Raw genomic sequence first — 26,653 nt, forward strand, 5'->3', positions numbered from 1 at the left:
GCTCAATAACTCCATGTAGATCACTCCGCTGTCCCCCGCGATGCCGCGTGAGACGTGGTGAAAACATGGGTCAGTTCTCGATGGAAAAATCCGCTCCTGCCGGGTCAGATCTCAGTGGAAATCAACAGGCGTTCGTCAATCTACCACTCGAGAGCCTCGATCTTGGCAGCCTCAAGTCGCGCCTCAGCGATATCTCGATAATGGAGGGCGCCACAGAGATGACGCTTGCCTCTCGCGCGGCGTAACCCAATGAGTTGTGATCCTTTTTGTGGTCAAACTGTCATAATAGGCAATTAATGACGTGATCAGCGAATGTTGCTCGGGAGAGATACATGTCACTGATCCAACGTCTACTCAAAGTATCGAGCCTTTCCGTTACGTTGGTTATGGCGGGTGTCGGTCTTTCACAGGCCGATTTCAAGCTTGATCCGCGCTTTACCGATGCAAACGGCGACATGGTCGCCGATGCGCCGACGGATGCTTCCAAGCAGATCGACCCCGACACGCTGATTTTCGCCTATACGCCGGTAGAAGACCCTGCAGTCTACGCCAAGGTGTGGCAGGAGTTCCTCGACCATCTCGCCAAGACCACGGGCAAGAAGGTGCAGTTCTTCCCTGTGCAGTCCAACGCCGCCCAGCTTGAAGCCATGCGCGCCGGCCGCCTTCACGTCGCCGGCTTCAATACCGGCTCGAACCCGATCGCGGTCGCCTGTGCCGGCTTCGTGCCCTTCACCATGATGGCCTCGAAGACCGGCGCCTTCGGTTATGAGATGGAAATCATCACCTATCCGGGCTCGGGCGTGACCAAGGTTGAGGACATCAAGGGCAAGAAGATGGCCTTTACCTCCGAGACCTCGAACTCAGGCTACAAGGCGCCGTCGGCTCTGCTGCGCACCGAGTTCCAGTTGGAGGCCGGCAAGGATTATGAGCCGGTGTTCTCCGGCAAGCACGACAACTCGATCCTCGGCGTCGCCAACAAGGACTACCCCGCGGCGGCGATCGCCAACTCCGTCATGAAGCGCATGGTCGCCCGCGGCGTCGTCAAGCCGGAGCAGATCGTCACCATCTACAAGTCGCAGACCTTCCCGACCACCGGCTACGGCTATGTCTACAATCTCAAGCCGGAACTGGCGGCGAAGGTGAAGGAGGCGTTCAGCACCTTCAACTGGGAGGGAACGGCCCTGCTGAAGGAATTCCAGACCTCCGAACCGCCGCAGGAAGCCTTCATCCCGATCACCTTCAAGGATAATTGGGCTGTGATCCGGCAGATCGATAGCGCCATGGGCGTCAGCTACGAGTGCAAGTGATCGGCATCAAGTGACGGCACAAATGAGGTTTGCGAGCATGCTGCGACTTGAGGGCCTTTCCAAGCGCTATGCCAAGGGCGACAAGGCTCTCGATCACATCGATTTGCATGTTCCCGCCGGTCAGGTCGTCGGCCTGATCGGCCCCTCGGGTGCCGGCAAGTCGACCCTCATCCGATGCGTTAACCGGCTCGTTGAGCCGAGCGAGGGCAAGATTTTCCTCGGCGACGTCGAACTCACCTCCCTGGGCCAGGCCGGCTTGCGTCGGGCCCGGCGCCGCATGGGGATGATTTTCCAGGAATACGCGCTGGTCGAGCGTCTATCGGTTATGGAGAACGTGCTGTCCGGCCGCCTCGGCTATGTCGGCTTCTGGCGTGCCTGGTTCCGGCGCTTCCCGCAGGCGGACATCGACCGGGCCTTTACGGTGCTTGACCGCGTGGGCCTGATGGACCATGTCGACAAGCGCGCCGACGAGCTTTCCGGCGGCCAGAGGCAACGTGTCGGCATTGCCCGCGCGCTGGTGCAGGAGCCCGATATTCTATTGGTGGACGAGCCCACCGCCAGCCTCGACCCCAAGACCTCGCGCCAGATCATGCGGCTCATCATCGAGATCTGCGCCGAGCGTAATCTGGCCGCCATCGTCAACATCCATGATGTCGCCCTGGCGCAGATGTTCGTCCAGCGCATTGTCGGCCTGCGCGCCGGTCGCGTGGTGTTTGACGGCCCGCCCGAAAGCCTCGACCCCGCCGCGCTGACGGCGATCTATGGCGAGGAAGACTGGTCCAAGACAATGACGCGGGAGGAAGAGGCCGAGGATCGCGCCCATGAAGCCGCCTCAGCGCATTTGCGCGGCGCGCGCGCACCGCTGATCGCGGAAGCGCTCTGATGGCCGACGCCGTTCGCCCGCGCCGCTGGCGCCCTGCGCCGCTGATCGCCAATCCCTGGCTGCGCCACGGCCTGACACTGGGCGCGGCGATCTATCTCGCGCTCGCCCTGGGCACCATCGATGTCAACTGGGCGCGCGTCGTCGACGGCCTGGATCGGGGCGCGCGCTTCGTCGGTGGCTTCCTGCAGCCGAACTTCTCCTCACGCTGGGACGACATCGTCCAGGGCATGATCGAGAGCCTGACCATGACGGTGACATCCACCGTCGTCGGCATCGCCATTTCCATTCCGATCGGCATCGGCGCCGCCCACAATATCGTGCCGCGGCCGGTCTATTATGTGTGCCGGTCGATCATTGCGGTGTCACGATCGCTGCAGGAAATTATCGTCGCGATCTTCCTCGTGGCCATGGTCGGCTTTGGCCCGTTCGCCGGCTTTCTCACTTTGTCCTTCGCCACCATCGGCTTCCTGTCGAAGCTGCTGGCCGAGGACATCGAGGATACCGACCCGGCCTCGGTGGAGGCCGTTCGCGCCACCGGCTCGGGCTGGTTCTCCATGCTGTCCTATGGCGTGCTGCCGCAGGTCATGCCGCGGCTTATCGGCCTGTCGCTGTACCGTCTCGACATCAATTTCCGCGAGTCGGCGGTGGTTGGCATTGTCGGCGCGGGCGGCATCGGCGCGACGCTGAATACTGCGATCGATCGCTACGAGTTCGACAGTGCGGCGGCGATCCTGCTGCTCATCATCGGCATCGTGATGGTCAGCGAGTATACGTCGAGCCTCATTCGCAAAAGGGTGCAGTGATGGCCGTCCAACAACTCGCCAATGGGCGCTTCGCCTGGCAGCGGCGGACGGCCAGGGCCGAATGGCTGAACTGGCTGGCTTGGCTGGCCGGTGTCGCACTCACCGTCTTCTGCTGGCGGGTGATGACGGAAAGCACGATCTGGGACTATGTCTGGGACGCGCCGACGCAGGCCGCCGACATTGGCGGCCGCATGCTGCCGCCGCGCTGGAGCTACTTCCCAACCATCCTCAAGCCGCTCTGGGATACGCTGAACATCGCCACGCTCGGTACCTTGCTTGCCGTGTTCATCTCCGTGCCGATTGCGTTTCTGGCGGCACGCAACACCACCCCGAGCGTCGCGTTCGTGCGGCCGGTGGCGATCCTGGTGATCGTCTCGTCGCGCTCGATCAACGCGATCATCTGGGCCCTGCTGCTGGTCGCTATTCTTGGTCCCGGCATTCTCGCCGGCATCATCGCCATCGCGCTGCGCTCCATCGGCTTCATCGGCAAGCTGCTCTACGAGGCGATCGAGGAAATCGACGCCAAGCAGGTAGAGGCCATCAGCGCGACCGGCGCCTCCGGCCCGCAAACGCTGGCCTACGCCATCGTCCCGCAGATCATGCCCGCTTTCGCCGGCATCACCGTTTTCCGCTGGGACATCAACATCCGCGAATCCACCGTGCTCGGGTTGGTGGGGGCCGGCGGCATCGGGCTCAATCTGGAGAGTTCGCTCAACACGCTGGCATGGCCCCAGGTGACGCTGATCCTCCTCGTCATCCTCGGAACGGTCGTCGTCAGCGAGTGGATTTCCGCACGGGTCCGCCACGCCATCATCTAAAGCCGACAGATCACCAACAGCCTCTTGCCATGTGTCCATCTGTCGGTTATCGTCGACATATGGACACTGATAACGCCCTTGCCGCCTTCGCCGCGCTCGCCCAGCCCACCCGGCTGGACGTGTTCCGCCTGCTTGTTGCCCATGAGCCGGACGGCATGCCGGCGGGCGAGGTGGCGCGCCGGCTCGACGTGCCCCACAACACGCTCTCCACCCATCTCGGCATTCTCGCCCGGGCGGGGTTGATCGAAGCCGAGCGCCAGAGCCGGCTCATCCTCTACCGCGCCCGGCTTGAGGCGGTGCGCGAGCTCGCTTCCTTCATTCTCAAGGATTGCTGCGGCGGCAAGCCCGATATCTGCGCCCCGCTGATCGCCGATCTCCAGCCCTGCTGTCCCGCTGCGGGACAGAGCACAGACACACCTGCCGCCAAGGAGGCGCGCCATGTCTGAAACCACGCCGTCTGACCAAAAGCCGTCTGACCAGAACGCTGGCCACATCTACAACGTGCTGTTTCTCTGCACCGGCAATTCCGCCCGCTCCATCCTGGCGGAATCGATCCTCACCAAGGATGGTCACGGCCGCTTCCGCGCCTTCTCCGCCGGCAGCCAGCCCAAGGGCGCGGTCAATCCGCTGGCGCTGGCGACGCTGCGCAGCCTCGACTATCCCACGGACGGCCTGCACTCCAAGAACTGGGGCGAATTTGCCGCGCCCGACGCGCCGGTCATGGATTTCGTCTTCACCGTCTGCGACGGGGCGGCGGGCGAGACCTGCCCGGTCTGGCCGGGCCAGCCGATGACCGCCCATTGGGGCATCGAGGACCCCGCTGCCGTCGCGGGCACCGAGATCGAGAAGGAAGCCGCCTTCGCCCGCACCTTCCGCTATCTCAAGAACCGCATCGCCGCTTTCGCCGCCCTGCCGATCCGCAGCCTCGACACCATGACGCTGGGCGCCAAGCTCCACGAGATCGGCCGTAGCGAGGGGGCCACCCAGCCCCGGCGCGATGTGGCGTGAGGAGAAGGCCATGAGCGCCGTCACCATCTACCACAACCCCGCCTGCGGCACCTCGCGCAACGTGCTGGGCCTGATCCGCAATACCGGCCTTGAGCCTGTCGTGATCGAATATCTCAAGACCCCGCCGAGCCGCGAGGAACTCGTCTCGCTCATCGCCCGCATGGGCATCACCGTGCGTGATCTGCTGCGCGAGAAGGGCACGCCCTATGCCGAACTCGGGCTCGGCGATCCCGCGCTCAGCGACGACGCGCTGCTCGACGCGATGATGGCGCACCCGATCCTCATCAACCGCCCCATCGTCGTCACCCCGCGCCGCGTCAAGCTGTGCCGGCCCTCCGAGGTGGTGCTCGATCTGCTCGACGCTCCCCAGCGCGGCGAATTCCGCAAGGAAGACGGGGAACTCGTCATCGACATCAACGGCCACCGCGCCGCCTGAACGAGAGCCACACTCTATGTCCCAGACCCTGGCGCTGACCTCCCGGCCGGCCGCGCGGCTGTCCTTTCTCGACCGCTACCTCACCGTGTGGATCTTCGCGGCGATGGCGCTGGGCGTCGTGCTCGGCACGGTGTTCACCGGCCTGCCGGAGGCGCTGAACGCGCTTTCGGTCGGTTCCACCAACATCCCGATCGCCATCGGGCTGATCCTGATGATGTACCCGCCGCTCGCCAAGGTGCGCTATGAGGAACTGCACCTTGTGTTTGCCGACAAGCGCGTGCTGCTGCTGTCGCTGGTGCAGAACTGGCTGATCGGCCCGGTGCTGATGTTCGCGCTGGCGGTGCTCTTCCTGCGCGATTACCCGGAATACATGACCGGGCTGATCCTCATCGGCCTCGCCCGCTGCATCGCCATGGTGCTGGTGTGGAACCAGCTCGCCTGCGGCGACAACCAGTATGTCGCCGGGCTGGTGGCGTTCAATTCGATCTTCCAGATCCTGTTCTTCTCCACTTATGCCTGGCTGTTCCTCGCCGTGCTGCCGCCTTTGTTCGGGCTGGAGGGCAGCGTGGTCGATGTCAGCTTCTGGACCATCACCGAGGCGGTGCTGATCTATCTCGGCATCCCCTTCCTCGCCGGCTTCCTCACCCGCCGGCTGCTCATCAGGCGCAAGGGCCCGGACTGGTACGCCAATGTGTTTCTGCCGAAGATCAGCCCGATCACGCTGGGTGCGCTTTTGTTCACCATCGTCGCCATGTTCAGCCTGAAGGGCGGCGATCTCGTGCGCCTGCCGATGGATGCCGTGATCATCGCCATTCCGCTGACGATCTATTTCGTCGTCCAGTTCCTCATCAGCTTCGCCATGGGCCGGCTGATCGAGGCGGATTATCCCCGCACCACGGCGATTGCCTTCACCGCCGCCGGCAACAATTTCGAACTGGCCATCGCGGTCGCCATCGCCGCCTTCGGCCTCGCCTCGCCCGTCGCCTTTGCCGCCGTCATCGGCCCGCTGGTCGAGGTGCCGGTGCTGATCCTCTTGGTGCATGTCGCGCTGCGGCTCGGGCGGTCATGGTTTCCGAAGACGGCACCTTCCAGTGGGGGAGCATGAGCAGCACCCATCATGATGTCATCGTCATTGGGGGCGGGCAGGCCGGCCTCGCCATAGCCTATTATCTGCGTCGGGCAGGGTTGAGCTTCGTCATTCTCGATGCCGGCGAGGGACCCGGTGGCGCCTGGGTCCACACTTGGTCCTCGCTGCACCTGTTTTCGCCGGCGGCGTTCAGCTCGCTGCCAGGTTGGCCGATGCCAGTGGGTGACACGGGGGCTTTCCCCACCCGGGACGAGGTGATTGCTTATCTCACCCGCTATGAGCAACGCTATGGTTTCGCGATTGAACGCCCCTGTATTGTGGAGGCAGTCGAGCCTGCCCCGGCCGGGCTGCAGGTGCGGCTGACTTCGGGGCGCCGTGTGACAGGGCGGACCGTGGTGAGTGCAACCGGGACATGGTCGGCGCCTTTAATTCCGGCCTATCCCGAACAGGGTTTGTTCCGAGGCACGCAGCTTCACTCGGCCTTCTACCGGAACTCCGAGCCGTTCCGCGGCCAGCGCGTGTTGGTCATTGGCGGCGGCAATTCGGGTGCACAGATTTTTGCCGAACTGTCGCTCGTGGCAATTGCGACATGGGTGACAATTCAGGATCCGACCTTCCTTCCGGATGATGTCGATGGACGGGTGCTGTTCGAGCGTGCCAGCGCCCGCGTTCGCGGCGAGATCGGTGCGGCCGGGTTCGGCGACATTGTCATGGTACCACCGGTCAAAGAGGCGCGTGATCGAGGCATCCTTCAGACCGTCCGTCCATTCGAGCGCTTTACCCCGGACGGCGTGATATGGCCCGATGGGGCGACGGCGCCGGTGGACGCAGTGATCTGGTGCACTGGCTTCAGGCCCGCCACGGCTCACCTCCAGCCCCTCGGCTGTGTGGGGCCGGAGGGCCGGGTGGATGTGGTGGATCAGCGCGCGGTAACCCAGCCGCGCCTATGGCTTGCCGGTTATGGCGACTGGACCGGCGCTGCTTCCGCAACGCTGATCGGCGCTGGACGAACGGCGCGCGAACTTGTTCCCCGTATCATCGATGCGCTGGCAGCAGAGGACCGCGCTGGAACCGTCTGAAGGACAATGCAACGGCCGAATTTCGATTCTTGTCGAAATATCATTGACTGGCGATCAGGGCTGGATCTATCCTATTTCAATGAATCTCGAACAAGCCTCCCACCAGCTTGAAGCGCTTGGCAATCCAACCCGACTGCAGATCTATCGGACTCTGGTCCGCGCAGGTCCTGCGGGTCTGGCGGTCGGCGGCTTGCAGGAGCGGATCGGTATCGCTGCCTCAACGCTCTCGCATCATCTCAAGCGCCTCGTTGATACTGGCCTCGTGACGCAGGAGCGTCATGCCACGACCCTGATCTGCCGCGCGCATTATCCAGCGATGAATGCGCTGATCGGCTATCTCTCGGACGAATGCTGCGCCGACGTCGGATGCGTCGAGCCAGAGGTCGTGGCCAGTTGAGCTTTTGCCTTCTATTTCGAAACTACCGGAAGGACAGAATATGAATTTCTCATCGAAGCCTGACCTTCCGATCGCCATAATCGGTGCCGGGCCTGTAGGGCTGGCAGCTGCCGCCCACGCAGTACGGCGCGGGATCACGCCGCTGATCTTTGAGCGCGGCCCGACCATCGCGACCGCGCTGCGCAGCTGGGCACATGTGCGGGTCTTTACGCCGTGGAAATACAATGTGGACGCGGCCGCACGCGGCTTGCTGCTGGAGCAGGGCTGGCGGGAGCCGGATCCCGACGCCTTGCCCACCGGTGCCGAGATCGTTCGCGACTATCTGGAGCCGCTGGCGCGCCATCCCGCCCTTGCCCCGCATCTGCGCTGCACTGCCGAGGTGCGCACCATTGCCCGCACTGGCCTCGACAAGCTTACCACCGCCGGCCGGGAGAATGCCCCGTTCCAGATCATCTGGCGCGGGTCGGATGGTGCCGAGCAGCGCACCGAGGTCCGTGCGGTGCTGGACGCCTCCGGGACCTGGACCCAGCCGAACCCTCTCGGCGTCGACGGCCTCATGGTGCCCGGTGAACGCGAGGTGCAGGATCGCATCGCCTATGGCATTCCCGACATTCGGGGGTCTGCCCGTACGGACTATGCCGGCCGGCGCGTGCTGGTTGCCGGTAGCGGCCACTCGGCCATCAATGCCGTACTCGACCTGCTCCGTCTGCAGGAAGAGGCGACGGAGACGCGGATCGTCTGGGCGTTGCGCCGCAACGGATTGGACAAGCTCCTCGGCGGCGGTCTCGAGGATAAGCTGGCGGAGCGCGGGGCGCTTGGGCTCGCCGCGCGGCGCGCGATCGAGACCGGCCGATTCGATATGCTCTCGCCCTTCGCCACGGAGCGGTTGGAGCGGACAGGCGAGACCCTCTCTCTCACGGCACAGGTGGGCGGCCGTACGCAGAGCCTCGATGTCGACCGGATCATTGTCGCAACGGGCTCCCGGCCCGATCTGACGCTGTTCCGCGAATTGCGGGCTGCACTCGATCCGGTCGTCGAGGCACCGTTGGCGCTCGCGCCGCTGATCGACCCCAATCTGCACTCCTGCGGGACCGTGCCTCCGCATGGCGCGATGGAGCTCACGCATCCGGAATCCGGCTTTTACATCGTCGGCTCGAAAGCCTATGGACGGGCACCGACCTTCCTGATGATGACCGGCTATGAGCAGGTCCGTTCGGTCATCGCCGAGATCGCCGGCGACCATGCGGCCGCGCGCGACGTGCAGTTGGTGCTGCCGGAAACCGGTGTGTGCAGCACCGCACCGCGTGAAACCGAGGCTGCGTGTTGCGGGCCCGCACCCGCTGCCGCGCCTGCCGCCTGCTGTGGAGCGCGTGCGTGAGCGACAATGTTCTTGTCTCTGGTGCCGGGGAGCATCGTCCGCCCGGCGCGCGCAGCCTGTTCGTCACCGGGCTGGGCATAGGCCAGGTCTGTTCCTGGGGCTCGCTCTATTACAGCTTCCCGCTGATCGCCGAGGCGATGGGCCATGAGCTCGGCTGGTCGAAAAGCGCGCTCTATGGCGCGGCGACGCTGGGGCTCGCCTTCGCGGGGCTGGCCGCCTACCCCGTCGGCGCCGCCATCGACCGCGGGCATGGCCGCGCGATCATGACCATCGGCTCGGTGCTGGCCGGGCTGCTGCTGGTGCTGTGGTCGCAGGTCGAGAGCCTCGCTCTGTTCTATGTCGCGGTGGCCGGCATCGGCGCGCTGCAGGCGGCGACGCTGTACGATCCCGCCTTCGCCGTCATCGCCCGCCGCTCCGGCCCCTCGCATGCAAGGGCGGGGATCACGGCGCTCACCCTGTGGGGCGGCTTCGCCTCCACCGTGTTCATTCCGCTGGTGCAACTGCTGCTCGACACGGTCGGCTGGCGCGACGCGCTGCTGGTGCTGGCGGCGATCAACATACTCATCTGCGCCGGCTGCTACTGGTCGGTGATCGACCCGGATGCCGATGCGCCGGAGCGTCCCGCCGCCGGCGGCCGGCCGGCGCTGAGCGGACGGGCGGCGGTGGCCTGGGCGGCGCGCCAGCCGGTGTTCTGGGCGCTGGCGGTGGCTTTCACCGCCTATTCCGCCGCCTTCTCGGCCTTCACCTTCCATCTCTACCCGCTGCTGGTGGAGAAGGGGTTCGAGATCTCCGCCGTGGTCGCGGCCATGACGCTGATCGGTCCGGCGCAGGTGGCGGGGCGCATCGCCATCTGGGTGTTCGCGCCGCGCGCGCCGGTGCGGGTGATCGGCTCACTCACCGTGGCAGTGTTCCCGCTGGCGCTGGTGGCGCTCGACGTGCTGCCGCCGAGTTTCCTGCTGATCGCCCTTGTCGCCCTGTTCTATGGCGGCGCCAACGGCATCACCACGATCGTGCGCGGGCTCTCCGTGCCGGAAATGCTGACGCGGGAGGCCTATGGCGCGGTGAACGGGGCGATGTCCGCTCCGAGCACTGTCTCGCGCGCGCTGGCCCCGCTTGCCGGCGCCATGCTCTGGTCGGCCTCCGGCTCCTATGATGCGGTCCTGCTGGGCATCATCCTCATGACGGTCATCGTGGCCGTCGGCTTCTGGCTCGCCGCCTTCCTGTCGCGCCGCGCACGGTTCGAGGTTTCCTGATGACAAGTGACGACTTCACCGAGGCGCTGGATCTCGCCCATTTTGACCGGCCGGACGTGGACAAGCTGGCCCCGGCGGCGGCGATGACACACCCCCCGCGCATCCTGCTGCTCTATGGTTCGCTGCGCGCGCGTTCCTATAGCCGGCTGCTGGTCGAAGAGGCGGCGCGTCTGCTCACCGCCATGGGAGCCGAGACGCGCATCTTCGATCCCCACGGCCTGCCGCTGCCCGATTCCGTGCCGGCGGACCATCCCAAGGTGCAGGAACTGCGGGCGCTGTCGGAATGGTCGGAAGGGCAGGTCTGGTGCAGCCCGGAGCGGCACGGCACCATATCAGGCGTGTTCAAATGCCAGATAGACTGGCTGCCGCTGGAATATCGCGGCATTCGCCCGACGCAGGGGCGCACGCTGGCGGTGATGCAGGTTTCGGGCGGCTCGCAATCCTTCAATGCGGTGAACACGCTGCGCGTGCTCGGCCGCTGGATGCGGATGGTCACCATCCCCAACCAGTCCTCGGTCGCCAAGGCGTTTGAGGAATTCGACGAGGCCGGGCGGATGAAGCCGTCTTCCTATTACGATCGCGTCGTCGACGTGATGGAAGAGCTGATGAAGTTCACTTTGCTCACCCGCGAGCGCCGGGACTATTTCACCAGCCGCTACAGCGAGCGGCGCGAGGCAGCGGTAAAGGCGGCGGTCGCCGAGGCCGCGGATCTCTCGGCAATCGCAATGGCGGGAGCCGCCACACCGCAGTGACGCGGCACCCGGCGGCTTTCCACTTCAGCCGCCGGTAAGGCTCATATGCCGGCGCACCGCCGGGGCCTGGCCGGGGCGGTCGATCACGAAATCATGGCCCTTGGGCTTGCGGACGATGGCGGCGTCGAGCGCGGCATAGAGCGTCTCGTCGCTCTCTGAGGCGCGCAGCGGTGCGCGCAGATTCGCCGCGTCGTCCTGGCCGAGGCACATATAGAGCGTGCCGGTGCAGGTGACGCGGACACGGTTGCAGCCCTCGCAGAAATTATGCGTCAGCGGGGTGATGAAGCCGAGCCGCCCGCCGGTCTCGCGGATGCTGACATAGCGTGCCGGGCCGCCGGTGCGGAACGGAATGTCCTCCAGCGTCCAGCGCTCGGCGAGGCGCGCGCGCACGGTGGAGAGGGGCAGATACTGGTCGATCCGCTCGGCGCCGGTTTCGCCCAGCGGCATCACCTCGATGAGCGAGATGTCCATGCCCCGCCCATGCGCCCATTCGATGAGGTCGGGGATCTCGTGCTCATTCTCGCCGGCCAGCGCCACGGCGTTCAGCTTCACATGCAGCCCGGCCTGCTGCGCCGCATCGATGCCGGCGAGCACCTTGGAAAGGTCACCCCAGCGGGTCAGCGCGCGGAAACGGTCGGGGTCGAGCGTATCGAGCGAGACATTGATCCGCTTCACCCCGCAATCGGCGAGTTCGCGGGCGAAGCGGGCGAGCTGCGAGCCATTGGTGGTCAGCGTCAGTTCTTCCAGCGCGCCGGAATCGAGATGGCGGCCGAGCGAGCGGAACAGGGTCATCACGTCGCGGCGCACCAGCGGCTCGCCGCCGGTGAGGCGCAGCTTCTTCACGCCGCGCGCCACGAAGGCGGAGCACAGGCGGTCCAGCTCCTCCAGCGTCAGCAATTCCGGCTTGGGCAGGAAGGTCATGTGCTCGGCCATGCAGTAAACGCAGCGGAAATCGCAGCGGTCGGTGACCGAGACGCGCAGATAGGTGACGGCGCGGCCGAACGTGTCGATGAGCGGCATGCGCGTAACGAGGCGCTCCGCGCTGGTGGCGGAGGAAACTCGGACATTCATCAGCGGACTCCAGTAAGGCGCTGCAGCCTTAGGCAGGAAGACGGGCCGCCGCCTGGGGGCGGCGGCCCATTGCCGTCAGGAGATGTATTCCTTCGACTTGAAGGTGAGGTGCTGGACCGACTTCGGCGCGTCGGCGATCTTACGGATGCTACCCCAAGTCTGTTTGTAGTTGGGAATGACGAATTCGTTCACGCCCGCCGACACGACATTACCCTGCACGCCGGTGGGATAGCCGAACAGCATGAAGGCCTGCTTCGGTTTAGCCGTCGGAGTCGGATAGGCCATGGCCTGTGTCGAACCGTTGTCATTGTAGACTTCGACGAGATCACCGTTTTTCAAGCCGAGGTCGGCCATGTCCTTTGGGTTCATTTCGATGAACGGGTAGGGCCAGCGGTCCATGACGAACTCGTTCTCGATGTCGAGATAGGCGCTCTGCCACACCAGATTGGCGCGTCCATTGTTGATCAGGAACGGGAATTTGTCTTTCTCGGCCTGTTTGCCGGGCGCTTCCAGACCTCGCCATTGCGTGGTGGCGAACACCGCCTTGCCGTCCGGTTTATTGAACTTACCATCCGCGAACAGCCGCTTGGTTCCGACGATCTTGCCATCCTGAACCCCTGTTGCCGGCTCCTGGAAACCGTTGGTTCCCATAGCCCGCAGCAGGTCGTAGGTGACAAACTCGCCGCCTTTCTCATGCCCGTGATAGCCGTCCATGAAGGCATCCTCCTCGGTCTTCCAGTCGAAACCGGAGAACTTCGCCGCCATCTCGGCCTTGCCCATCTCACCGAGCACGCGCTGCATGTGGTTGGCAATCCGTGCCGCGATCAGGCAGTCGGGCATGGCGGTCCCGGGCGGGTCCATGTAGCGCTCGGTCAGACGCATCCGCCGCTCGCCATTCATCGAGGTGAGATTCATCTCGCCCGAGGTCGCCGCGGGCAGCATGACGTGCGCGGCCTCGCCAACCTTGGTCGGGACGATGTCGACGTCGACCGAGAACAGCCCCCCCTTGCGGATGGCGTCCATGATCGCCGCGACCATGGCGGTGCGATCACCATAGGGCACCGCGTTCATGGCGTCCTTCACCATGTCAGTGCGCTTTTTATAGATCCGCTTGAACTCGAGCGCGTTCAGCGTGGTCTTGTAGTGGTCGCACCCCCAGATGTGGTGGATACCCCCCTTACCCTCGATGAGCAGCTTGTCGACATAGGCGGCAGGGCGTCCGACATGGGCATCCGAGGGACGTGAATAGCCCTCCTGATGACCGCCCATGCGCACGCAGCCACCGCCGGGCCGGCCGATATTGCCGGTCGCCAGAGCGAGATTCACTAGCGACTGGTTGGTGCGGTAATTGTCGTTGCCCCAGATAAGGCCCTTCTCATAGGCGAACATGGCGCGGCGGCGGGCACCACCGGCCTTGGGCTCGGCGATCCAGGTGATCGCTTTGACGATGTCGGCCTCGGACAGGCCGGTAATCTTCGCCGCCTCGGCGATGGACGTCTTGTTTTCGGCGACTGCCTTGTCGAAATCCTTCGTGGAGGCGTCGATGAAGGCCTTGTCGATCCAGCCCTTGTCGACCGCGTAGGTGAACCAGGCGTTGAACAGTGCGAGATCGGTGCCGGAATTGAGCGCGAGATGCAGCACATTGTCCTTGCCCGCCTCGATTTCGCAGGCATTGACCGTCACCGTGCGGCGCGGATCGACGATGACGACGCGTCCCTGAGCCACTGGCTCGCTGCCGAACTCGGCCTTTTTCTTGTCGAGCGAGGTGCCGCGCAGGTTCGGCACCCAGTGGTTCAGAAAATAATTGGTCTGGGTTTCCAGCGCGTTTGTGCCAACTGCCACGATCGTGTCGGCGAGCTGGGCGTCCTCGTAGCAATTATTCAACTCGCCCACGCCCATGTCGCGCGAGCCGTGCACTTCGGAATTGTAGGCCGGGCGGTTGTGGATGCGGATGTTCCTGACCTTCATGGCGCCAAAATAAAGCTTGCCGGTGCCCCAGGTGTTTTCGTAGCCGCCGCCGGCGCCGCCATGGTCGAAGGCGGAGACGAACAATCCGTCCTCGCCCTGCTCGGCGATCACGGCGGCTGTCACGCGAGCGACGAGGTCGAGCGCGTCGTCCCAGCTGGTCGGCTGCAACTGGCCGTAGCGCCAGACCAGCGGGTCGGTGAGGCGCTGAAGCTGCGTGTTGTTCTGGCGTGAATAGCTCATCTCCGCGATGCGGGCGCCGCGAACCGAGCCCAGCCCGGAATTCACGCTGCATTCCTGATCCGGCTTGATGACGATATGCACGTCGCGGCCGTCCTGGCGGACGATGTTGTACATGGACGGAGCGTACCAGGCGGACGAATCTGCGCCCTGCTGCTCGGTGAGATCGACACCGAACGCGTTCTCCGTCGGGGCGGTGCCGCCCTCATAGCGAGCGTCCCAGCTATAGGCCTTGTAGCCGCAACCGACGATGCAATAGTGGCAGACGACGTTCTGCACCTTGGCGTTGGCCGGTACGATGGGCAGCCGGCCGATCTGGCGTTTGTAAGCCATTGTTTCCTCCCTCAGAGCACGTTCGACAGGCGGCCGTACAGAAGCTCGTCGACGCCTTCGGCGTAGATGTCGCCCTTGGCGTCGATCCGCAGCGCATATTGGGGAAGGTTCTGCGTCGCCTGCCCCCAGACCTGTTGTCCCCCCTTCTCGCAGTCGAAACGCGAGTAATGGCCGGGGCAGTTGAGTGTCTTGTCGCCGGCGGCATAGGACAGCGGAAAGCCCTTGTGCGGGCACAGGGTCGAAAACCCGACAATATCTCCGTCAGGCCCGGCGCCGCCCGGCACGGCCGTGCCCAGCTTCAGCAGAACGCCGGGTGCATCCTCGTCGGGATAGGCGACGTCGAACGGCTCGTTGGCTTTGAGATCCTTGACGTTGGCGAGCCGGTTCGCGGGATATTTGACCAGAGCGGCTCCCGCTTCGACGGTTTTGGCCTGCGCCGGCAGCACGGTTGCCGCCGCCGCTCCGGCGGTCATTACGCCGGCACCCGTCAGAAACTGGCGGCGGCCGGCATCGACGAGGCTTTGGCACCTCTTCATTGTAGCTCCCTCCCATTCGGCAGTGTCCGCTTCAGGACGCGACGAGCCTTTGCAGGAGGTGGGCCACATTAGAATAACATTAAAAATCAGGAAGTTACGCTATAAGCGCGGGTCCGTTCACGCCTTGGCGTTCGACAATCCGAACATGGTGCAGCGCCGTCGGTTCGGACAATCGAACAGAAGCCCCGCGCCCTACGGCTCAGCACCAAGACCGAGGCGGCGCATCTTTTCCCATAGTGTGGTGCGCCCGATGCCAAGCAGCCGCGCCGCCGCGCTTATCTCGCCCTGCGTACTGGCGAGTGCGCGCTGGATGTGCCTCTTCTCCGCATCCAGGCGCGCCTCCTCCAGCGAGCCGAGTTGTTGGGCGCCTTCGTGGCGCCCCGGCATTTGTTCGGGAAACAAGTCCCCTGGCATGATCCAAGGGCCCATGCCGAGGGCAATGGCGCGTTCCATGCGGTTGCGCAGCTCTCGGATATTGCCTGGCCAGGAATGGGCAAGCGCGGCCTCCTCCGCAAAGGCGCTGATGCCGTTGGTTTGGGTCGTTAATCGGCGGGAGAGTTCGGCAAAGACACGTTCCATCAGCCAGGGAATATCCTCGCGCCGCTCCCGCAGCGGCGGCATGCGTACCGTGACGACGTTGATCCGGTAGTACAGATCCTCGCGGAAGCTGCCCGCCGCGACGCGGCGCGGGAGGTCGGCATTGGTGGCGGTAACGAGCCGGCCGTTGAAACGCAGCTGCCGCTCGCCACCGACGCGGGTGAAGCTCCTGTCTTCAATGAGGCGCAGGAGCTTGGCCTGCAGTTCGGGACGCAGTTCGCCGATCTCATCGAGGAACAGAACGCCGGCCCCGGCCCGCTCGGCATAGCCCAAGTGGCGCTGTGCGGCGCCGGTGAAGGCGCCCTTCTCATGGCCGAAGAGCTCGCTCTCCAGAAGATCGGCAGGGATGGCGGCACAATTGACGGCCATGAAGGGCTCTGGGGCCGCCTCGGACATGGCATGGAGGAAATGCGCCGCGACCTCTTTGCCGGTCCCTGTCTCACCCGTGATCAGGACGGTCGAATTGATCCGGGCAACACGCCGCAGCAGCCGTTCGGTTTCCCGAATGGCCGGCGAAACGCCAAGGGCGGTTTCTTCGCCAGCTTTAGGTGGGCGCATCAGATCACCGAGGCGCGCGAGAAAGTCGTTCATCTCGAACGGCTTGGTGACATAGTCGGCGGCGCCGGCACGCATAAGCCGGACGGCCTGATCAATGTCGCCGTGAGCTGTGATGAAAAGGAATGGAGGTGCTTTGACACCGCACGCGGCGGCCCGGAATATGGCCTCCCCCGACACATCGGGAAGCCGTATGTCGCAGATGATGGCCTCGAATCGGCGCGCGGCGATCTCGCCCAGCGCGTCCTGGCCAGCTTGCCACCATTTGACCGCCATACCCTCGAGCGTGAGCCGCTGGACAAGGCTTTCCCCCATGATCGGATCGTCCTCGACCAAGCCGATCAGAACCGGATCAGGCGACATTGGCTAGCTCCTCGTCGCACGTGAAGGGGACCGACACGCGCACGCAGGTGCCGGTATCCTCTGGGTAATCGACACAGATGGTGGCACCGAGATCGCCGAGCAGCCGGTGTGTCATCCACAGACCGAGGCCGGCCCCTGCGCTCAGGGGGCGAGCATGAGCGGCGCCGGTCAGCAGTGCGGCGGCTTCGTGTGGTAATCCTCGACCGCGGTCCCGCACTTCCACCAGTAGCCGCCGGTCTGTCACCGCCGCCGAGAGGGCGACGGTCGAGCCTTCGGGTGCTGCCGCGACGGCGTTAAGCAACAGATTCAGCACGGCCTGCCGGATCGGCGTACTGGGGAGCGGGATGCTGTTGTCCAGCGTGTTGACGATGGTGACACTGATCCCGCGTCGCCGGGCTTCGGGCGCGACGAGAAGGCCGAGATCGTCGATGTCCGCAGCCATCAGATGGCGTCGGGTGTCATCGGTCCGGTACAGCGCGAGTGTCGTGCGCACCACGTCGCGTATGCCAACCAAGCCGCGTTCGAGCAGGCCCACCGATCCGACGCGGACGCTTTCGATCTGGCCATGGCTCTTGACGGTCGCGAGCGCATTGAAGAGGCCTCCAAGCGGATTGTTGATCTCGTGGGCCAGCGCCGACGCCAGCCGCCCGAGGCTGCCGAGGCGCTCTTCCTCGGCGAGGCGCTTTGACAGTTCCTGCCGCTCGGCCGTCGAATGCACCAGTTCGTTGTATGCCTGAAAGAGACGGCCAAACTCGCCATGGCTGGCGGCAACGATGTCCGGCGCGATCGCCGCCACATGATTCTCGCGCGCATTGCCCAAATGGTCGGACAGGATACGGATCGGCCGCATCATCCGCGCAACCAGCAGCCAGCCCGCCGCCGCCAGGAGAAAGGTCAGAACCCCGTTGGTCAGTATGAGCGCCGTCAGCACATCCCGTCGCTCGATCGCCAGATGGCGGGTGTCGAAGCTCGCATAGATCGTCCCTACTTTTCGCCCGGGGTAGGAGAGTTCGCGCTGGGCATGGGCCCGATCCGCACCGGAATCGAAGCGGAAGGTCTCCCGGCCGGTGGCGGCGATGATTGATGACGACACCATTGCGCCAACGGGATGGGCGCGCGGATCGGAAGCGGCAATCACACGATTGTCGGCATTGGCGACAATTGCCTCGACCGGCCGCAGGCTCTTGTTGAGCTGCTGCGCCCGCTCGATTGCGTCGAAAACTTCCCAGACATCGTCGCGTAGGATCGAGGGCGCGGCCGCAGAAGACAGCCCGTCGAGATAGCTCTGGGTCAGCTCACGAAGATGGCGCTCCTGAGTGTCGTCGAGGCGCGACAGCACACGTTCGGAAAGAACGACGCCGACGAGCACCATGAGCGCGGCCACGGCCAGAGGCACCTTCAGTGTCACGGGCCAATTGCGAGGATTGACCGACGCCCGCATCGACTAGCCCTCAAGCGCTACGAGGGCCGCCTTCGTAGCGATCGTGTCGAAGAGGTCGGCGTCCTCACGCGCAAAACTGTCGAGGCGCAACATGGCGAGGATCGCGCGTCCTTCCATGTCTTCGGACATATTCAGCAGGGCAGCGGACAGTCGCGCGAGGTGCTCCTTGTCCACGGCGACTCGCGGCGCGGCGATTGGCGGGAAGCCGAGCCATTCGGAACGCCGGATGATGCGGGTGCGGGCCGTGAGTTCCGGCTCCAGTTCGGCGACGACCTCATAGACATAGCCGTCCACCGATCCTGACATGGCGAGCCCGGATGCGACAGCGCGAATGACGTTCCTATGGCCATAGGTGAAGAATGTCCGCTCGAAGAACGTCTCCGGTCGGGCATGAGCCTCGGCCAGAGCCGCGCGCGTGACAAGGAAACCGGAATTGGAATCGGGGTCCGAGAAAGCGTGCACATCGCCCTTGAGGTCGGAAAGACCTTCGGCGCGACGATCGGCATCGACGATCAGATAGGACTGATACAGCAGCCTGCCACGCCATCGCGGTACGGCGACCAACTGAAGCTCGGTCTCGTGCATGACATAGGGGTAGCCGCAGATCCAGGCCGCGTCGATCTGTCTCGAAATAAGGAGGGCGACAATTTCCTGATAGGTGCGGCGGGTAACCAGATTGACCGGAAAATCTGTCGTTCGTTCAAGGTATGTTTGGAGACGCCCAAGCAATTCTAGATCGGACGTAAGAAAAACGGGCGTTAACCCGAAGCGTATTTCTGATGCTTTGGCATGCGATAGACGAGAAAATAACGCAAGGGAGGCGATGAAAGACGCCGGCCCCGTCAAAAAAACGCGCCGATCCAACCCGAAGACGGATTTCCGAGACATGGCGTTTCCTGTTTGGAGTTCTTCTTTTTCCAGTCAGGTTACCTTGTTTGGGGGGCAACGGAAATAGAACGAGCCATCACAAAACTCTCGGATTGACCGCCACGCCTCCATCAGCCCCCTTTGGTGTCACCGGACTGTCATCCTGGACTGCTACGGCGCCAAGGAAATCGCGCAATGATGGCTGGTCGCCCCGAGTGACTACCGGCTGCGTTACCAATCCAAGAGGATTCCGGGCATGAAAGTCGGCATTAACGGCATGGGACGGATCGGGCGGCTGGCGCTCAGGGCAGCGGCGGGGGCTGCCGAGCGCCAGGGGGACGATCCGCGTGCCGGCAACCGGCTGGATGTGGTCCACTTCAACGAGATCAAGGGCGGCGCGGCGGCCACCGCGCATCTCCTCGAATTCGACAGCGTGCAGGGTCGCTGGCGCGCGCCGATCGAGGTTGCCAGCGAAGACGCCATCATGATCGATGGCACGCGGATTTCCTTCTCCGCCCATGCCGCGCCGGGCGATATCCCGTGGGGCGACCTCGGCGTCGATGTCGTGCTGGAATGCACCGGCAAGTTCCTGACCCCAGCCGTCCTCCAAGGGCATCTGGATCGCGGCGCCAAGCGCGTCATTGTCGCCGCGCCGGTCAAGGACCCCTCGGTGCTCAACGTCGTGGTCGGCGTCAACGAGCATCTCTATGAACCGTCGGTGCATCCCATCGTCACGGCGGCGTCCTGCACCACCAATTGCCTCGCGCCTGTGGTGAAGGTCGTCCATGAGGCGATCGGCATCCGCCACGGCCAGATCACCACCATCCACAACCCGACCAACACCAATGTGGTGGTCGACGCCCCCCATAAGGATCTGCGGCGCGCCCGTTCCGCCATGCTGTCGCTGCAGCCGACCACCACGGGGAGCGCTACCGCCATCGCGCTGATCTATCCCGAGCTGAAGGGCAAACTGAACGGTCACGCGGTGCGCGCGCCGGTGCTGAACGCCTCGCTCACCGACGCGGTGTTCGAAATGAAGCGCCCGACCAGTGTGGAAGAGGTGAACGAGCTATTTCGCGCTGCTGCGCAGGGGCCGCTCAAGGGCATTCTCGGCTATGAGCCGCGCGCTCTTGTGTCTGCCGACTATGCCCGCGATACCCGCTCCTCCATCGTTGATGGCCTCTCGACCATGGTCACCGACGAGACGCTGCTCAAGGTCTACGCCTGGTACGACAATGAGATGGGCTATGCCTGCCGCATGGTCGATCTCGCCTGCCACATGCAGAAAGTCGGAATCTGACCATGTTGGCTTCCTCAGGCAGCGGGCTGCGCAACTACGCCATCGTGACGGCGGCCTATTGGGGCTTCACCCTCACCGATGGCGCCTTGCGCATGCTGGTGCTGTTCACCTTCTTCCAGCTCGGCTATTCGCCCTTCACGCTGGCCTTCCTGTTCCTGCTCTATGAGGCGGCCGGCATCGGCGCCAATTTCATCGGCGGCTGGCTGGCGGCGCGCTACGGCATCACCCGCATGCTCACAGTCGGGCTGGTGACGCAAATTTCCGGCTTCCTGCTGCTCTCCGCCGTTTCGCCGGAATGGGGCAGTGCGTTGCTCGTCACCTGGGTGCTGCTGGCCCAAGGCGTGTGCGGCGTTGCCAAGGACCTCACCAAGACCGCCTCGAAATCGGCGATCAAGATCACCGAAGCGCAGGCGGGCGGTGAGGCCGAGGGCCGGCTTTTCAAATGGGTCGCCTGGTTCACCGGCTCGAAAAACGCGATGAAGGGCGTCGGCTTCTTTCTTGGCGGGCTGCTCCTGCAGCTGGTCGGCTTCCGCTACGGGCTGTGGCTGATGGCGGGAGCGCTGTTCCTCGTCATGCTCGGCGTGGTGTTCTCTCTCCCCGCCATGATGGGCAAGGCCAAGGCCAGCGCCAGCGCCCGCGAACTCTTCGCCAAGTCCAAGGGCATCAACCTGTTAGCGGCCGCCCGCGTTGCGCTGTTCGGCGCGCGCGACGTGTGGTTCGTCGTCGGCGTACCGGTGTTCCTCTATGCCAACGGCTGGACCTTCACCATGGTCGGCGCCTTTCTGGCGCTGTGGACCATCGGCTACGGGCTGGTACAGGCGGCGGCGCCCTCGCTGGTCGCCCGCAGCCCCGATGGCCTGTCGCGCGAAGTGCCGGCGGCCCGCTGGTGGTCGCTCGCGCTCGCCGCCGTGCCGGCGCTCATCGCCGTGGCGCTGGCGCTCAATCCGCCCGATCCGACCCTTGCGCTGGTCGTCGGCCTCGCCGTGTTCGGCATCGCCTTCGCGGTGAACTCCTCCGTGCACTCCTATCTCGTTCTCGCCTATGCGGGCTCGGAGAAGGCGGCGGAGGATGTCGGCTTCTACTATGCGGCCAACGCCGCCGGGCGCTTCCTCGGCATTCTCGCCTCCGGCTTCCTCTATCAGTTCGGCGGCATCTATGCCTGCCTCATCGGCTCCGCCGTGATGCTGTTCCTCTGCTGGCTGATCACGCTGGCGCTGCCGACGCAAGCGAATTCACAGAGCCCCACGGTTCGAGCCGCCTGATGATGTCTGCCCCCGGGGGCAGACATCCGCAACGGTCGGGTGAAGGCGGAAAATCGTGTCATGCCGTCCGGCGGTGCGGCGCAACAGTAACAACCTCGCGCCTCGTGAATTCCTCCCTCGCAAGGGAAATGGCGCGGCGAGTGGCGCCGGGACCAAGCCAGGCAGCGACTTTCATTTCCTGGGTGATGGTATCCCCCAGAGTGCCGAAAATTGTGGTGCTGATCGCCTGCTGCTGTCTACGAAGGTGATCCTCAAGCAGCTTGTGGCGAGTGATATATCCGGCGTTAACTCCGGGGATTGAGTGATTCATCAGCATTCGGGCGTCCAATTCCGAGACACCTGCGGGCGTTGCCACGGTGCGGAACGTCTGGCGCAGTTCGTTGCCCCATTTCGATAGCGTCTCACGGTCCTCCTTCTGCTCGACAAGATGTCCGTCTGCGCTGTCCGCAGGGAAAATCCACTTGGTAGCTTGCCGTGGGTGCATCAACTGGCCAAAGCGCAGCGCGCGTATCAAGCAGTTGATCATTTGTCGAGATAACGGAATATCGAAGGCGCGATCAGCGCCTCCCTTGGGCTTTGGCACATGCAGTACGCGCCGACGCCAATCGATGTGGGACGGCTTGGCTTCCTTCAATGCCGCGGGCCGGCACGCGGATAGCAAGGTGAAGAGGTGAAATTCGCGCCGGATCGGATTGTCGATGGCAGCCAGTTCGATGAACCAGGCCTTAAGGTCAGCCAGACCCATCCCCGTGTTGCGGCGCTTTTCGCCATTCCAATCGATGCTGCCGACAGGATTATCGGCAGGAAGCTCCCGGTTGGTCTTGCGTGCGTGATTATAGATCGCGCGCAGCGTCCGCATGCAGCCATTGGCGATGTAGGGGCCATTCGCCGTGGTGACCGCATCGTGCTTTGCAGCCACCTTTGCCGGGTTGGTCCCGAGGTCGATCAGTGGCAAATCGAGCCACTCGGCGAAAACGCGTTCGATATGATCTCGATAGCTTTCGATCGTCCGATCGCTGCGCCCTTTGCGCGTCATCGCTATTTCATAGCGCTCCCAAGCCTGCCGGAGTGTAATGCCGACAGATTTCGAGGCTTCTGATGGGGGAATATGGGCAGCCGACGTCGCTTTCGTCGTCTTCGCCTCGGCTTTGGGATGCTGGCCCCGGCTGATCTGTGCCAGATATTCCTTTGCCACTGATCGCGCGGCCCGTGTCGACATCTCTGACGTATCGCCAATTGCGACGCGGACTGTGGATACCCGTTTGCCCTCCTCTCTAAGGTCTCCCTGAACCGTAAAGGTCTTCTTGCGCGGGCCCACCACAAGAAAGAAGCCCTTCAATTCGGTATCGCGGACGATGTAGCGCCCCCTTTCGGGTGAAAGGAGGCGTTCGATGACCTTGTCGTTCAGCTGGAAACGCATGTCTGCCATAGCGTAGATGCCATCTTCTGAAACGGTTTTTGAAACGGTTTTGGCAAACGGAAGTGTTTAGAGTGCACTTTTCGCCATTGCACGATAGGGTGCGATTAATGTATGATAATCAATATGTTGAAGGCAAATGAAAAAAGTTTGTAGGGCTGCCGGCTACGATAGAAGAGCGCCATTTTAGAACTACGAATCTGGGGGTCAGGAGTTCGAATCTCTTCGGGCGCGCCACTTCCGTACAAAACCGCGAACACCCGGCTGGGTGGCTCGGTCGGCGAGTATGGCTCTCTCCAGCACCGTCCTTGATCCGTGGATGCGCACGACGTGCTGGTCGACTTCGACGGCGTCGATAAGCGACCGCAGATAGGCTTTGCGGAACGGCACCTCGCCCTCGGTGATGTTTGACCGCATGAGCTGCCCGAAGCGGGCAAGCTTGTTCGGATCAAGCCGGCTGGCGGCCGCATCCTGATTCTCGATCCGCTCCAGCGCTGAATGTGCTCGCTCCCGTTCGGCTTTGAGCTTGGCGATTTGCTCCTTGAGCATGTCGTCCGGCTCAGCGATGCCGTCGGCGACAAGCTGGTAGAGCCGCCGCAGCTTGTCTTCCGCCGTCGTTCTTTCGCGCGAGAGTTCATCGATTCGCGCCTGAACCTCGGCATCGGCTTTCACCCGCCGGTCGATGACAGACTGCAGCAGTGCCTCCAACCGCTCGGGCATCAGGACGCGTTCAGCGACATGGCGTGTAACCAGATGGTCGAGCTTCTCCATCGGCACCGTCCGCCCCTTGCAGGCGGACTTCCCGACCCGGCCGGAAGCCGAGCAACTATAGTAACGATAAACCCTGCCGCTCTTCGAGGTTCCGGTGTGCAGCGTCATGGCGCTGCCGCAACAGGCGCAATAGGCAAGCCGGTCAGAAGGATCGGACCTGAGATGACCCGGGGCGGACTGTTGTGCGGGCTCTTCGCCCTGAGCGCCTTCTGCACCTTGTCGAAAGTTCGGCGATCGAGGATGGCCGGCACGGAGATCGGGATTACTTCGTGCTGCGGCTTCACCTGGCCGGTCTTGGAGCTGCGCTTGTTGAAGCTCCATTCGCCGATATAGACCGGGTTGGTCAGGATTCCGTGGATGGTACCGACGCCGTAAAGGGCACCGAGACGGGTGCGGTAGCCCTTGGCATTGAGGTGCTTGGTGATCTCCTTGATGCCCATGGGGCCGGACGTGCCATCTCCCTGCAGGTAGAGATCGAACATCATCCGAACGAGCTCCGCCTCGACGGAATCGACGATGATCCGCTTCTTGGTGCGATGGCCGCGCTTCTCGACCTCTTCGAGGGTGAAGCCGAGCGGGAGACGGGAGCCGTTATAGAAACCCTGCCGGGCGTTCTCTTTCATGGCCCGCAGCACATGCTTGGCGTTCTCGCGGGACTGGTACTCATCGAATAGGGCGATGACCTGCCGCATCATGACCTGAGCCGGATCATCCCCGAGCTCCTGGGTGATGGAGACGAGCCGAACGCCGTGCTTCGCGAGGCGGCGGATGTACATCTCCAGCCCAAAGGCATCGCGGAAGAACCGGCTGAAGCTATGAACGACGATGACATCGAATGGGCGATCGTCATCGGATGCCCGTTCAATCATCCGCTGGAACTCGTGCCTGCTGTCGTCCATCGCCGACGCACCCGGCTCCACATACTCCGCCACAACGGACCAGCCCTGCCGCTCGCAATAGGCCGCGGTCTGGAGGCGCTGGTCTGGGATGGACAGGTCAACGTCGGCCTGCCGTCTGGTCGAAACCCGAAGATAGAGGGCGGCCCGGCTGGTGATTGGCAAGGTGACGTTCATGGTCCAATCGCCTCCCTCAGGTCCCTACGTCAGCACCGTCACCTCAGGAGCGCGTCGATCTCCCGCCTGAAGAAGGCCTCGATCACATCGATTTCTTCAGGCGTGATCGGAACGTTCGACGGCCAGTCGTCGGTGACATGCACGACCTTGGAATCATGCTCGACGGAGTCAGCGGGCGCACGGTTCGCCTGTCGCCTCATCAGAGCTGGCGGCAGCTACCTCCGATTTCATGCAAGCGATGCGTTGTTCAAGCACGTCACGGTCATCTGATAGCAACTTTGAGTCGACGATGGTTTTTCAGCTTTTGCAGGGTCGCTTCCGCAGCAGCCAACGCGCTGCTTTTTCCTGGCTCGCCCAGACCGCCTTGGCGCAAGGCGCTTAATCGTTCTCTCACCGCTGCCGAAGTGGCCTCGAACTCCCGCAGCTTCGAACGACGGGACGAATAGGTTCGGCAGCGGTTGGCAATATCGCGCGCTGTCGGCAGCAGATGGTTGAGCAGATTGGCATAGTGAGCATTCTGCTCGAACTGATCGCGGCGGCCGTTGGGAATCAGACGCGGATCAAGGACGTGAACCTCGCCCACCGACCAGCTGTTGAACCGCGTCTCTGTGAACAAGCTCTCCAAGATAGCGCCGTCGCCAACCTGGAGGTTGCCAGCCCGAAGGCGCAGTCCCTTGATCTGGGTGCCCACCGTCAGGGCCCAGCTCGGATCATGGCTGATTCTGAGATTAGCACGAGTCTGTCCCGGCCATCCCGGAGGGACGTTCTCTCGGCCGCCCTGCTGACGGTCGGCGCCACTTCCTTCAACAGTTCGGCTGCGGCTGAACCGCAGGATCATGGCGCAACGGATGCGGCTGTCCTCGCGTGGAAAACTTGGCGCGCCGCGCATCGGCGCACGCTCGCCCTTTGCCGAAAGCAGCAGCGCCTGGAGTCCGAACTCGCGCGGACGATCGGCTTTCCGCAAGTGGTTCTTGCTGGAGCCGAGCTGCCGTCGCGCGTGCGGATAGGCTCACTGCGGTAGTTCGATGAGCTTGCAGTCGATCTGCCGTCGCTGTGTGTTCGGCGCGACGAAGTCGCAACCGTCCTGCGCACGCATCAACAGCGCTGGGACGACGCGGATCGTGCCATTGGCCACTCCGTCACTCGACAGCAAGAGGAGGCGGCTTCCGACGAAGAAGAGCGCCTGATTCGCGAGGCTCTTTGCAACGGATGTCGCCTCGTTGCGCGGCCTCTCCACGAAGCTCGACGTTCTGATCGCCATCGGCGCTGATGGCGCCGAGGGGCGGGATTTCCCGTGGCCGGAGCTGCGGCACCTCCGCAGGGATGTTGCGCGATTGGTGCAGTTGCAAACGCAAAGGGAAGCCACCGTTACTGCTTAGCAATGCTCAAGATGCCAGCGGCGTAGCGCGGCGGACGCTCGAACGCCCCTTCGGGGCAACGGCGCGCCGACTTTGGTTGACGCGCCTCACCATCATCGATCGCGTGGATCATCCCTTGGGCGGGCGCTCGAGAGCAGTTTCGGTTTAGTCCATCGCGCTCTTCGGCAGCGGGCCGAAAGCCATGGCAGTGCCCTGACGGGGCCTGTCTCCGCTTATTCCCACCTTATCGCGGCTAGATGCGCAGAAGCGTGGCGGCCCTTCAGCTCAGGTGGGCTTCGGTCA

At 63.8% G+C, this 26,653-nt stretch carries 27 protein-coding genes and 1 pseudogene; 16 read left to right on the forward strand and 12 right to left on the reverse strand.

The window, feature by feature from the left end; translation table 11 throughout:
* Positions 1-65 precede the first annotated feature (65 nt).
* The 14 genes from VRZ77_RS18045 (at position 66) to arsH (ending at position 11,201) form a co-directional block, all read left to right on the forward strand.
* Complete coding sequence (locus tag VRZ77_RS18045) at positions 66-245, forward strand: hypothetical protein (RefSeq protein WP_414593974.1); 180 nt, start codon at positions 66-68, stop codon at positions 243-245.
* A gap of 141 nt (positions 246-386) precedes the next feature.
* Complete coding sequence (gene phnD / locus VRZ77_RS18050) at positions 387-1,307, forward strand: phosphate/phosphite/phosphonate ABC transporter substrate-binding protein (RefSeq protein WP_414594009.1); 921 nt, start codon at positions 387-389, stop codon at positions 1,305-1,307.
* A gap of 37 nt (positions 1,308-1,344) precedes the next feature.
* Positions 1,345-2,190 (forward strand): phosphonate ABC transporter ATP-binding protein, encoded by an 846-nt coding sequence (phnC, locus tag VRZ77_RS18055; RefSeq protein WP_414593975.1) that lies wholly within the window; start codon positions 1,345-1,347, stop codon positions 2,188-2,190.
* Positions 2,190-2,993 (forward strand): phosphonate ABC transporter, permease protein PhnE, encoded by an 804-nt coding sequence (gene phnE / locus VRZ77_RS18060; protein ID WP_414593976.1) that lies wholly within the window; start codon positions 2,190-2,192, stop codon positions 2,991-2,993. The genes phnC and phnE (VRZ77_RS18060) overlap by 1 nt, the downstream gene beginning before the upstream one ends.
* Positions 2,993-3,811 (forward strand): phosphonate ABC transporter, permease protein PhnE, encoded by an 819-nt coding sequence (phnE, locus tag VRZ77_RS18065; protein ID WP_414593977.1) that lies wholly within the window; start codon positions 2,993-2,995, stop codon positions 3,809-3,811. Before phnE (VRZ77_RS18060) ends, phnE (VRZ77_RS18065) begins: the two co-directional genes overlap by 1 nt.
* A gap of 59 nt (positions 3,812-3,870) precedes the next feature.
* Positions 3,871-4,257, forward strand: a complete 387-nt coding sequence (locus VRZ77_RS18070) for an ArsR/SmtB family transcription factor (RefSeq protein ID WP_414593978.1) — start codon at positions 3,871-3,873, stop codon at positions 4,255-4,257.
* Positions 4,250-4,819: an arsenate reductase ArsC gene (locus tag VRZ77_RS18075; protein WP_414593979.1), complete on the forward strand. Its 570-nt coding sequence runs from the start codon at positions 4,250-4,252 to the stop codon at positions 4,817-4,819. Before VRZ77_RS18070 ends, VRZ77_RS18075 begins: the two co-directional genes overlap by 8 nt.
* Positions 4,820-4,829: 10 nt before the next feature.
* Positions 4,830-5,255, forward strand: a complete 426-nt coding sequence (arsC, locus tag VRZ77_RS18080) for an arsenate reductase (glutaredoxin) (RefSeq protein ID WP_414593980.1) — start codon at positions 4,830-4,832, stop codon at positions 5,253-5,255.
* Positions 5,256-5,271: 16 nt separating this feature from the next.
* Positions 5,272-6,360 (forward strand): ACR3 family arsenite efflux transporter, encoded by a 1,089-nt coding sequence (gene arsB, locus VRZ77_RS18085; RefSeq protein WP_414593981.1) that lies wholly within the window; start codon positions 5,272-5,274, stop codon positions 6,358-6,360.
* Complete coding sequence (locus tag VRZ77_RS18090) at positions 6,357-7,421, forward strand: ArsO family NAD(P)H-dependent flavin-containing monooxygenase (protein WP_414593982.1); 1,065 nt, start codon at positions 6,357-6,359, stop codon at positions 7,419-7,421. Before arsB ends, VRZ77_RS18090 begins: the two co-directional genes overlap by 4 nt.
* 79 nt (positions 7,422-7,500) lie before the next feature.
* Entirely contained in the window at positions 7,501-7,818 is a 318-nt protein-coding gene (locus VRZ77_RS18095; RefSeq protein ID WP_414594010.1) for an ArsR/SmtB family transcription factor, read from the forward strand.
* Positions 7,819-7,858: 40 nt separating this feature from the next.
* On the forward strand, positions 7,859-9,196 hold the full coding sequence (locus VRZ77_RS18100) for an NAD(P)-binding protein (protein ID WP_414593983.1): 1,338 nt from the start codon (positions 7,859-7,861) through the stop codon (positions 9,194-9,196).
* Positions 9,193-10,449 (forward strand): MFS transporter, encoded by a 1,257-nt coding sequence (locus tag VRZ77_RS18105; RefSeq protein ID WP_414593984.1) that lies wholly within the window; start codon positions 9,193-9,195, stop codon positions 10,447-10,449. The genes VRZ77_RS18100 and VRZ77_RS18105 overlap by 4 nt, the downstream gene beginning before the upstream one ends.
* Entirely contained in the window at positions 10,449-11,201 is a 753-nt protein-coding gene (arsH, locus tag VRZ77_RS18110; RefSeq protein ID WP_414593985.1) for an arsenical resistance protein ArsH, read from the forward strand. Before VRZ77_RS18105 ends, arsH begins: the two co-directional genes overlap by 1 nt.
* Positions 11,202-11,225: 24 nt before the next feature.
* On the opposite strand, the gene moaA is transcribed toward arsH, so the two are convergent.
* The 6 genes from moaA to VRZ77_RS18140 form a co-directional block, all read right to left on the reverse strand.
* Positions 11,226-12,272: a GTP 3',8-cyclase MoaA gene (gene moaA / locus VRZ77_RS18115; protein WP_414593986.1), complete on the reverse strand. Its 1,047-nt coding sequence runs from the start codon at positions 12,270-12,272 to the stop codon at positions 11,226-11,228.
* A gap of 75 nt (positions 12,273-12,347) precedes the next feature.
* Complete coding sequence (locus VRZ77_RS18120; protein WP_414593987.1) at positions 12,348-14,810, reverse strand: arsenate reductase (azurin) large subunit; 2,463 nt, start codon at positions 14,808-14,810, stop codon at positions 12,348-12,350.
* 11 nt (positions 14,811-14,821) lie between these two features.
* Entirely contained in the window at positions 14,822-15,346 is a 525-nt protein-coding gene (locus tag VRZ77_RS18125; RefSeq protein ID WP_414593988.1) for an arsenate reductase (azurin) small subunit, read from the reverse strand.
* A gap of 192 nt (positions 15,347-15,538) precedes the next feature.
* Positions 15,539-16,861, reverse strand: coding sequence for a sigma-54-dependent transcriptional regulator (locus VRZ77_RS18130; RefSeq protein WP_414593989.1), 1,323 nt, complete (start codon positions 16,859-16,861; stop codon positions 15,539-15,541).
* Positions 16,851-18,245 carry a sensor histidine kinase gene (locus tag VRZ77_RS18135; RefSeq protein ID WP_414593990.1) on the reverse strand — a complete coding sequence of 465 codons (1,395 nt, stop codon included), beginning with the start codon at positions 18,243-18,245 and terminating at the stop codon, positions 16,851-16,853. The genes VRZ77_RS18130 and VRZ77_RS18135 overlap by 11 nt, the downstream gene beginning before the upstream one ends.
* A 60-nt stretch (positions 18,246-18,305) precedes the next feature.
* The gene (locus VRZ77_RS18140; RefSeq protein WP_414593991.1) at positions 18,306-19,190 is read right to left on the reverse strand and encodes a PhnD/SsuA/transferrin family substrate-binding protein; all 885 of its coding nucleotides are present in this window, start codon (positions 19,188-19,190) and stop codon (positions 18,306-18,308) included.
* Between the two features lie 235 nt (positions 19,191-19,425).
* On the opposite strand from VRZ77_RS18140, the gene VRZ77_RS18145 reads away from it, so the two are divergent.
* Both VRZ77_RS18145 and arsJ read left to right on the forward strand, forming a co-directional pair.
* On the forward strand, positions 19,426-20,469 hold the full coding sequence (locus VRZ77_RS18145) for an ArsJ-associated glyceraldehyde-3-phosphate dehydrogenase (protein WP_414593992.1): 1,044 nt from the start codon (positions 19,426-19,428) through the stop codon (positions 20,467-20,469).
* Positions 20,470-20,471: 2 nt separating this feature from the next.
* Positions 20,472-21,731, forward strand: a complete 1,260-nt coding sequence (gene arsJ / locus VRZ77_RS18150) for an organoarsenical effux MFS transporter ArsJ (RefSeq protein WP_414593993.1) — start codon at positions 20,472-20,474, stop codon at positions 21,729-21,731.
* 58 nt (positions 21,732-21,789) lie between these two features.
* Here the strand turns inward: arsJ and VRZ77_RS18155 are convergent, their stop codons facing one another.
* The 6 genes and pseudogenes from VRZ77_RS18155 to VRZ77_RS18180 all read right to left on the reverse strand — a co-directional run bounded on the left by VRZ77_RS18155 (position 21,790) and on the right by VRZ77_RS18180 (position 26,253).
* Entirely contained in the window at positions 21,790-23,160 is a 1,371-nt protein-coding gene (locus VRZ77_RS18155; protein WP_414593994.1) for an integrase arm-type DNA-binding domain-containing protein, read from the reverse strand.
* A gap of 195 nt (positions 23,161-23,355) precedes the next feature.
* Positions 23,356-23,919 (reverse strand): hypothetical protein, encoded by a 564-nt coding sequence (locus VRZ77_RS18160; RefSeq protein ID WP_414594012.1) that lies wholly within the window; start codon positions 23,917-23,919, stop codon positions 23,356-23,358.
* Positions 23,920-23,943: 24 nt separating this feature from the next.
* Positions 23,944-24,027, reverse strand: a pseudogene (locus tag VRZ77_RS18165) (hypothetical protein); the annotation flags it as partial.
* A complete protein-coding gene (locus tag VRZ77_RS18170; RefSeq protein WP_414593995.1) occupies positions 24,024-24,992 on the reverse strand; it encodes a recombinase family protein in 969 nt (322 codons plus the stop codon). The pseudogene VRZ77_RS18165 and the gene VRZ77_RS18170, both read right to left, overlap by 4 nt.
* Before the next feature lie 262 nt (positions 24,993-25,254).
* A complete protein-coding gene (locus VRZ77_RS18175) occupies positions 25,255-25,956 on the reverse strand; it encodes a hypothetical protein (RefSeq protein WP_414593996.1) in 702 nt (233 codons plus the stop codon).
* Between the two features lie 45 nt (positions 25,957-26,001).
* Positions 26,002-26,253 (reverse strand): hypothetical protein, encoded by a 252-nt coding sequence (locus tag VRZ77_RS18180; RefSeq protein ID WP_414593997.1) that lies wholly within the window; start codon positions 26,251-26,253, stop codon positions 26,002-26,004.
* Positions 26,254-26,653 lie beyond the last annotated feature (400 nt).

The organism is Ancylobacter sp. G4_0304 (assembly GCF_047501495.1).
Taxonomy (GTDB): Bacteria; Pseudomonadota; Alphaproteobacteria; order Rhizobiales; family Xanthobacteraceae; genus Ancylobacter.

Coding starts and splice junctions, on each gene's coding strand:
- VRZ77_RS18045 (WP_414593974.1), top strand. CDS start 66: ATGGGTCAGTTCTCGATGGAAAAATCCGCTCCTGCCGGGTCAGATCTC.
- phnD (WP_414594009.1), top strand. CDS start 387: ATGGCGGGTGTCGGTCTTTCACAGGCCGATTTCAAGCTTGATCCGCGC.
- phnC (WP_414593975.1), top strand. CDS start 1,345: ATGCTGCGACTTGAGGGCCTTTCCAAGCGCTATGCCAAGGGCGACAAG.
- phnE (WP_414593976.1), top strand. CDS start 2,190: ATGGCCGACGCCGTTCGCCCGCGCCGCTGGCGCCCTGCGCCGCTGATC.
- phnE (WP_414593977.1), top strand. CDS start 2,993: ATGGCCGTCCAACAACTCGCCAATGGGCGCTTCGCCTGGCAGCGGCGG.
- VRZ77_RS18070 (WP_414593978.1), top strand. CDS start 3,871: ATGGACACTGATAACGCCCTTGCCGCCTTCGCCGCGCTCGCCCAGCCC.
- VRZ77_RS18075 (WP_414593979.1), top strand. CDS start 4,250: ATGTCTGAAACCACGCCGTCTGACCAAAAGCCGTCTGACCAGAACGCT.
- arsC (WP_414593980.1), top strand. CDS start 4,830: ATGAGCGCCGTCACCATCTACCACAACCCCGCCTGCGGCACCTCGCGC.
- arsB (WP_414593981.1), top strand. CDS start 5,272: ATGTCCCAGACCCTGGCGCTGACCTCCCGGCCGGCCGCGCGGCTGTCC.
- VRZ77_RS18090 (WP_414593982.1), top strand. CDS start 6,357: ATGAGCAGCACCCATCATGATGTCATCGTCATTGGGGGCGGGCAGGCC.
- VRZ77_RS18095 (WP_414594010.1), top strand. CDS start 7,501: ATGAATCTCGAACAAGCCTCCCACCAGCTTGAAGCGCTTGGCAATCCA.
- VRZ77_RS18100 (WP_414593983.1), top strand. CDS start 7,859: ATGAATTTCTCATCGAAGCCTGACCTTCCGATCGCCATAATCGGTGCC.
- arsH (WP_414593985.1), top strand. CDS start 10,449: ATGACAAGTGACGACTTCACCGAGGCGCTGGATCTCGCCCATTTTGAC.
- moaA (WP_414593986.1), bottom strand. CDS start 12,272: ATGAATGTCCGAGTTTCCTCCGCCACCAGCGCGGAGCGCCTCGTTACG.
- VRZ77_RS18120 (WP_414593987.1), bottom strand. CDS start 14,810: ATGGCTTACAAACGCCAGATCGGCCGGCTGCCCATCGTACCGGCCAAC.
- VRZ77_RS18125 (WP_414593988.1), bottom strand. CDS start 15,346: ATGAAGAGGTGCCAAAGCCTCGTCGATGCCGGCCGCCGCCAGTTTCTG.
- VRZ77_RS18130 (WP_414593989.1), bottom strand. CDS start 16,861: ATGTCGCCTGATCCGGTTCTGATCGGCTTGGTCGAGGACGATCCGATC.
- VRZ77_RS18140 (WP_414593991.1), bottom strand. CDS start 19,190: ATGTCTCGGAAATCCGTCTTCGGGTTGGATCGGCGCGTTTTTTTGACG.
- VRZ77_RS18145 (WP_414593992.1), top strand. CDS start 19,426: ATGAAAGTCGGCATTAACGGCATGGGACGGATCGGGCGGCTGGCGCTC.
- arsJ (WP_414593993.1), top strand. CDS start 20,472: ATGTTGGCTTCCTCAGGCAGCGGGCTGCGCAACTACGCCATCGTGACG.
- VRZ77_RS18155 (WP_414593994.1), bottom strand. CDS start 23,160: ATGGCAGACATGCGTTTCCAGCTGAACGACAAGGTCATCGAACGCCTC.
- VRZ77_RS18160 (WP_414594012.1), bottom strand. CDS start 23,919: ATGGAGAAGCTCGACCATCTGGTTACACGCCATGTCGCTGAACGCGTC.
- VRZ77_RS18170 (WP_414593995.1), bottom strand. CDS start 24,992: ATGAACGTCACCTTGCCAATCACCAGCCGGGCCGCCCTCTATCTTCGG.
- VRZ77_RS18180 (WP_414593997.1), bottom strand. CDS start 26,253: ATGGCGATCAGAACGTCGAGCTTCGTGGAGAGGCCGCGCAACGAGGCG.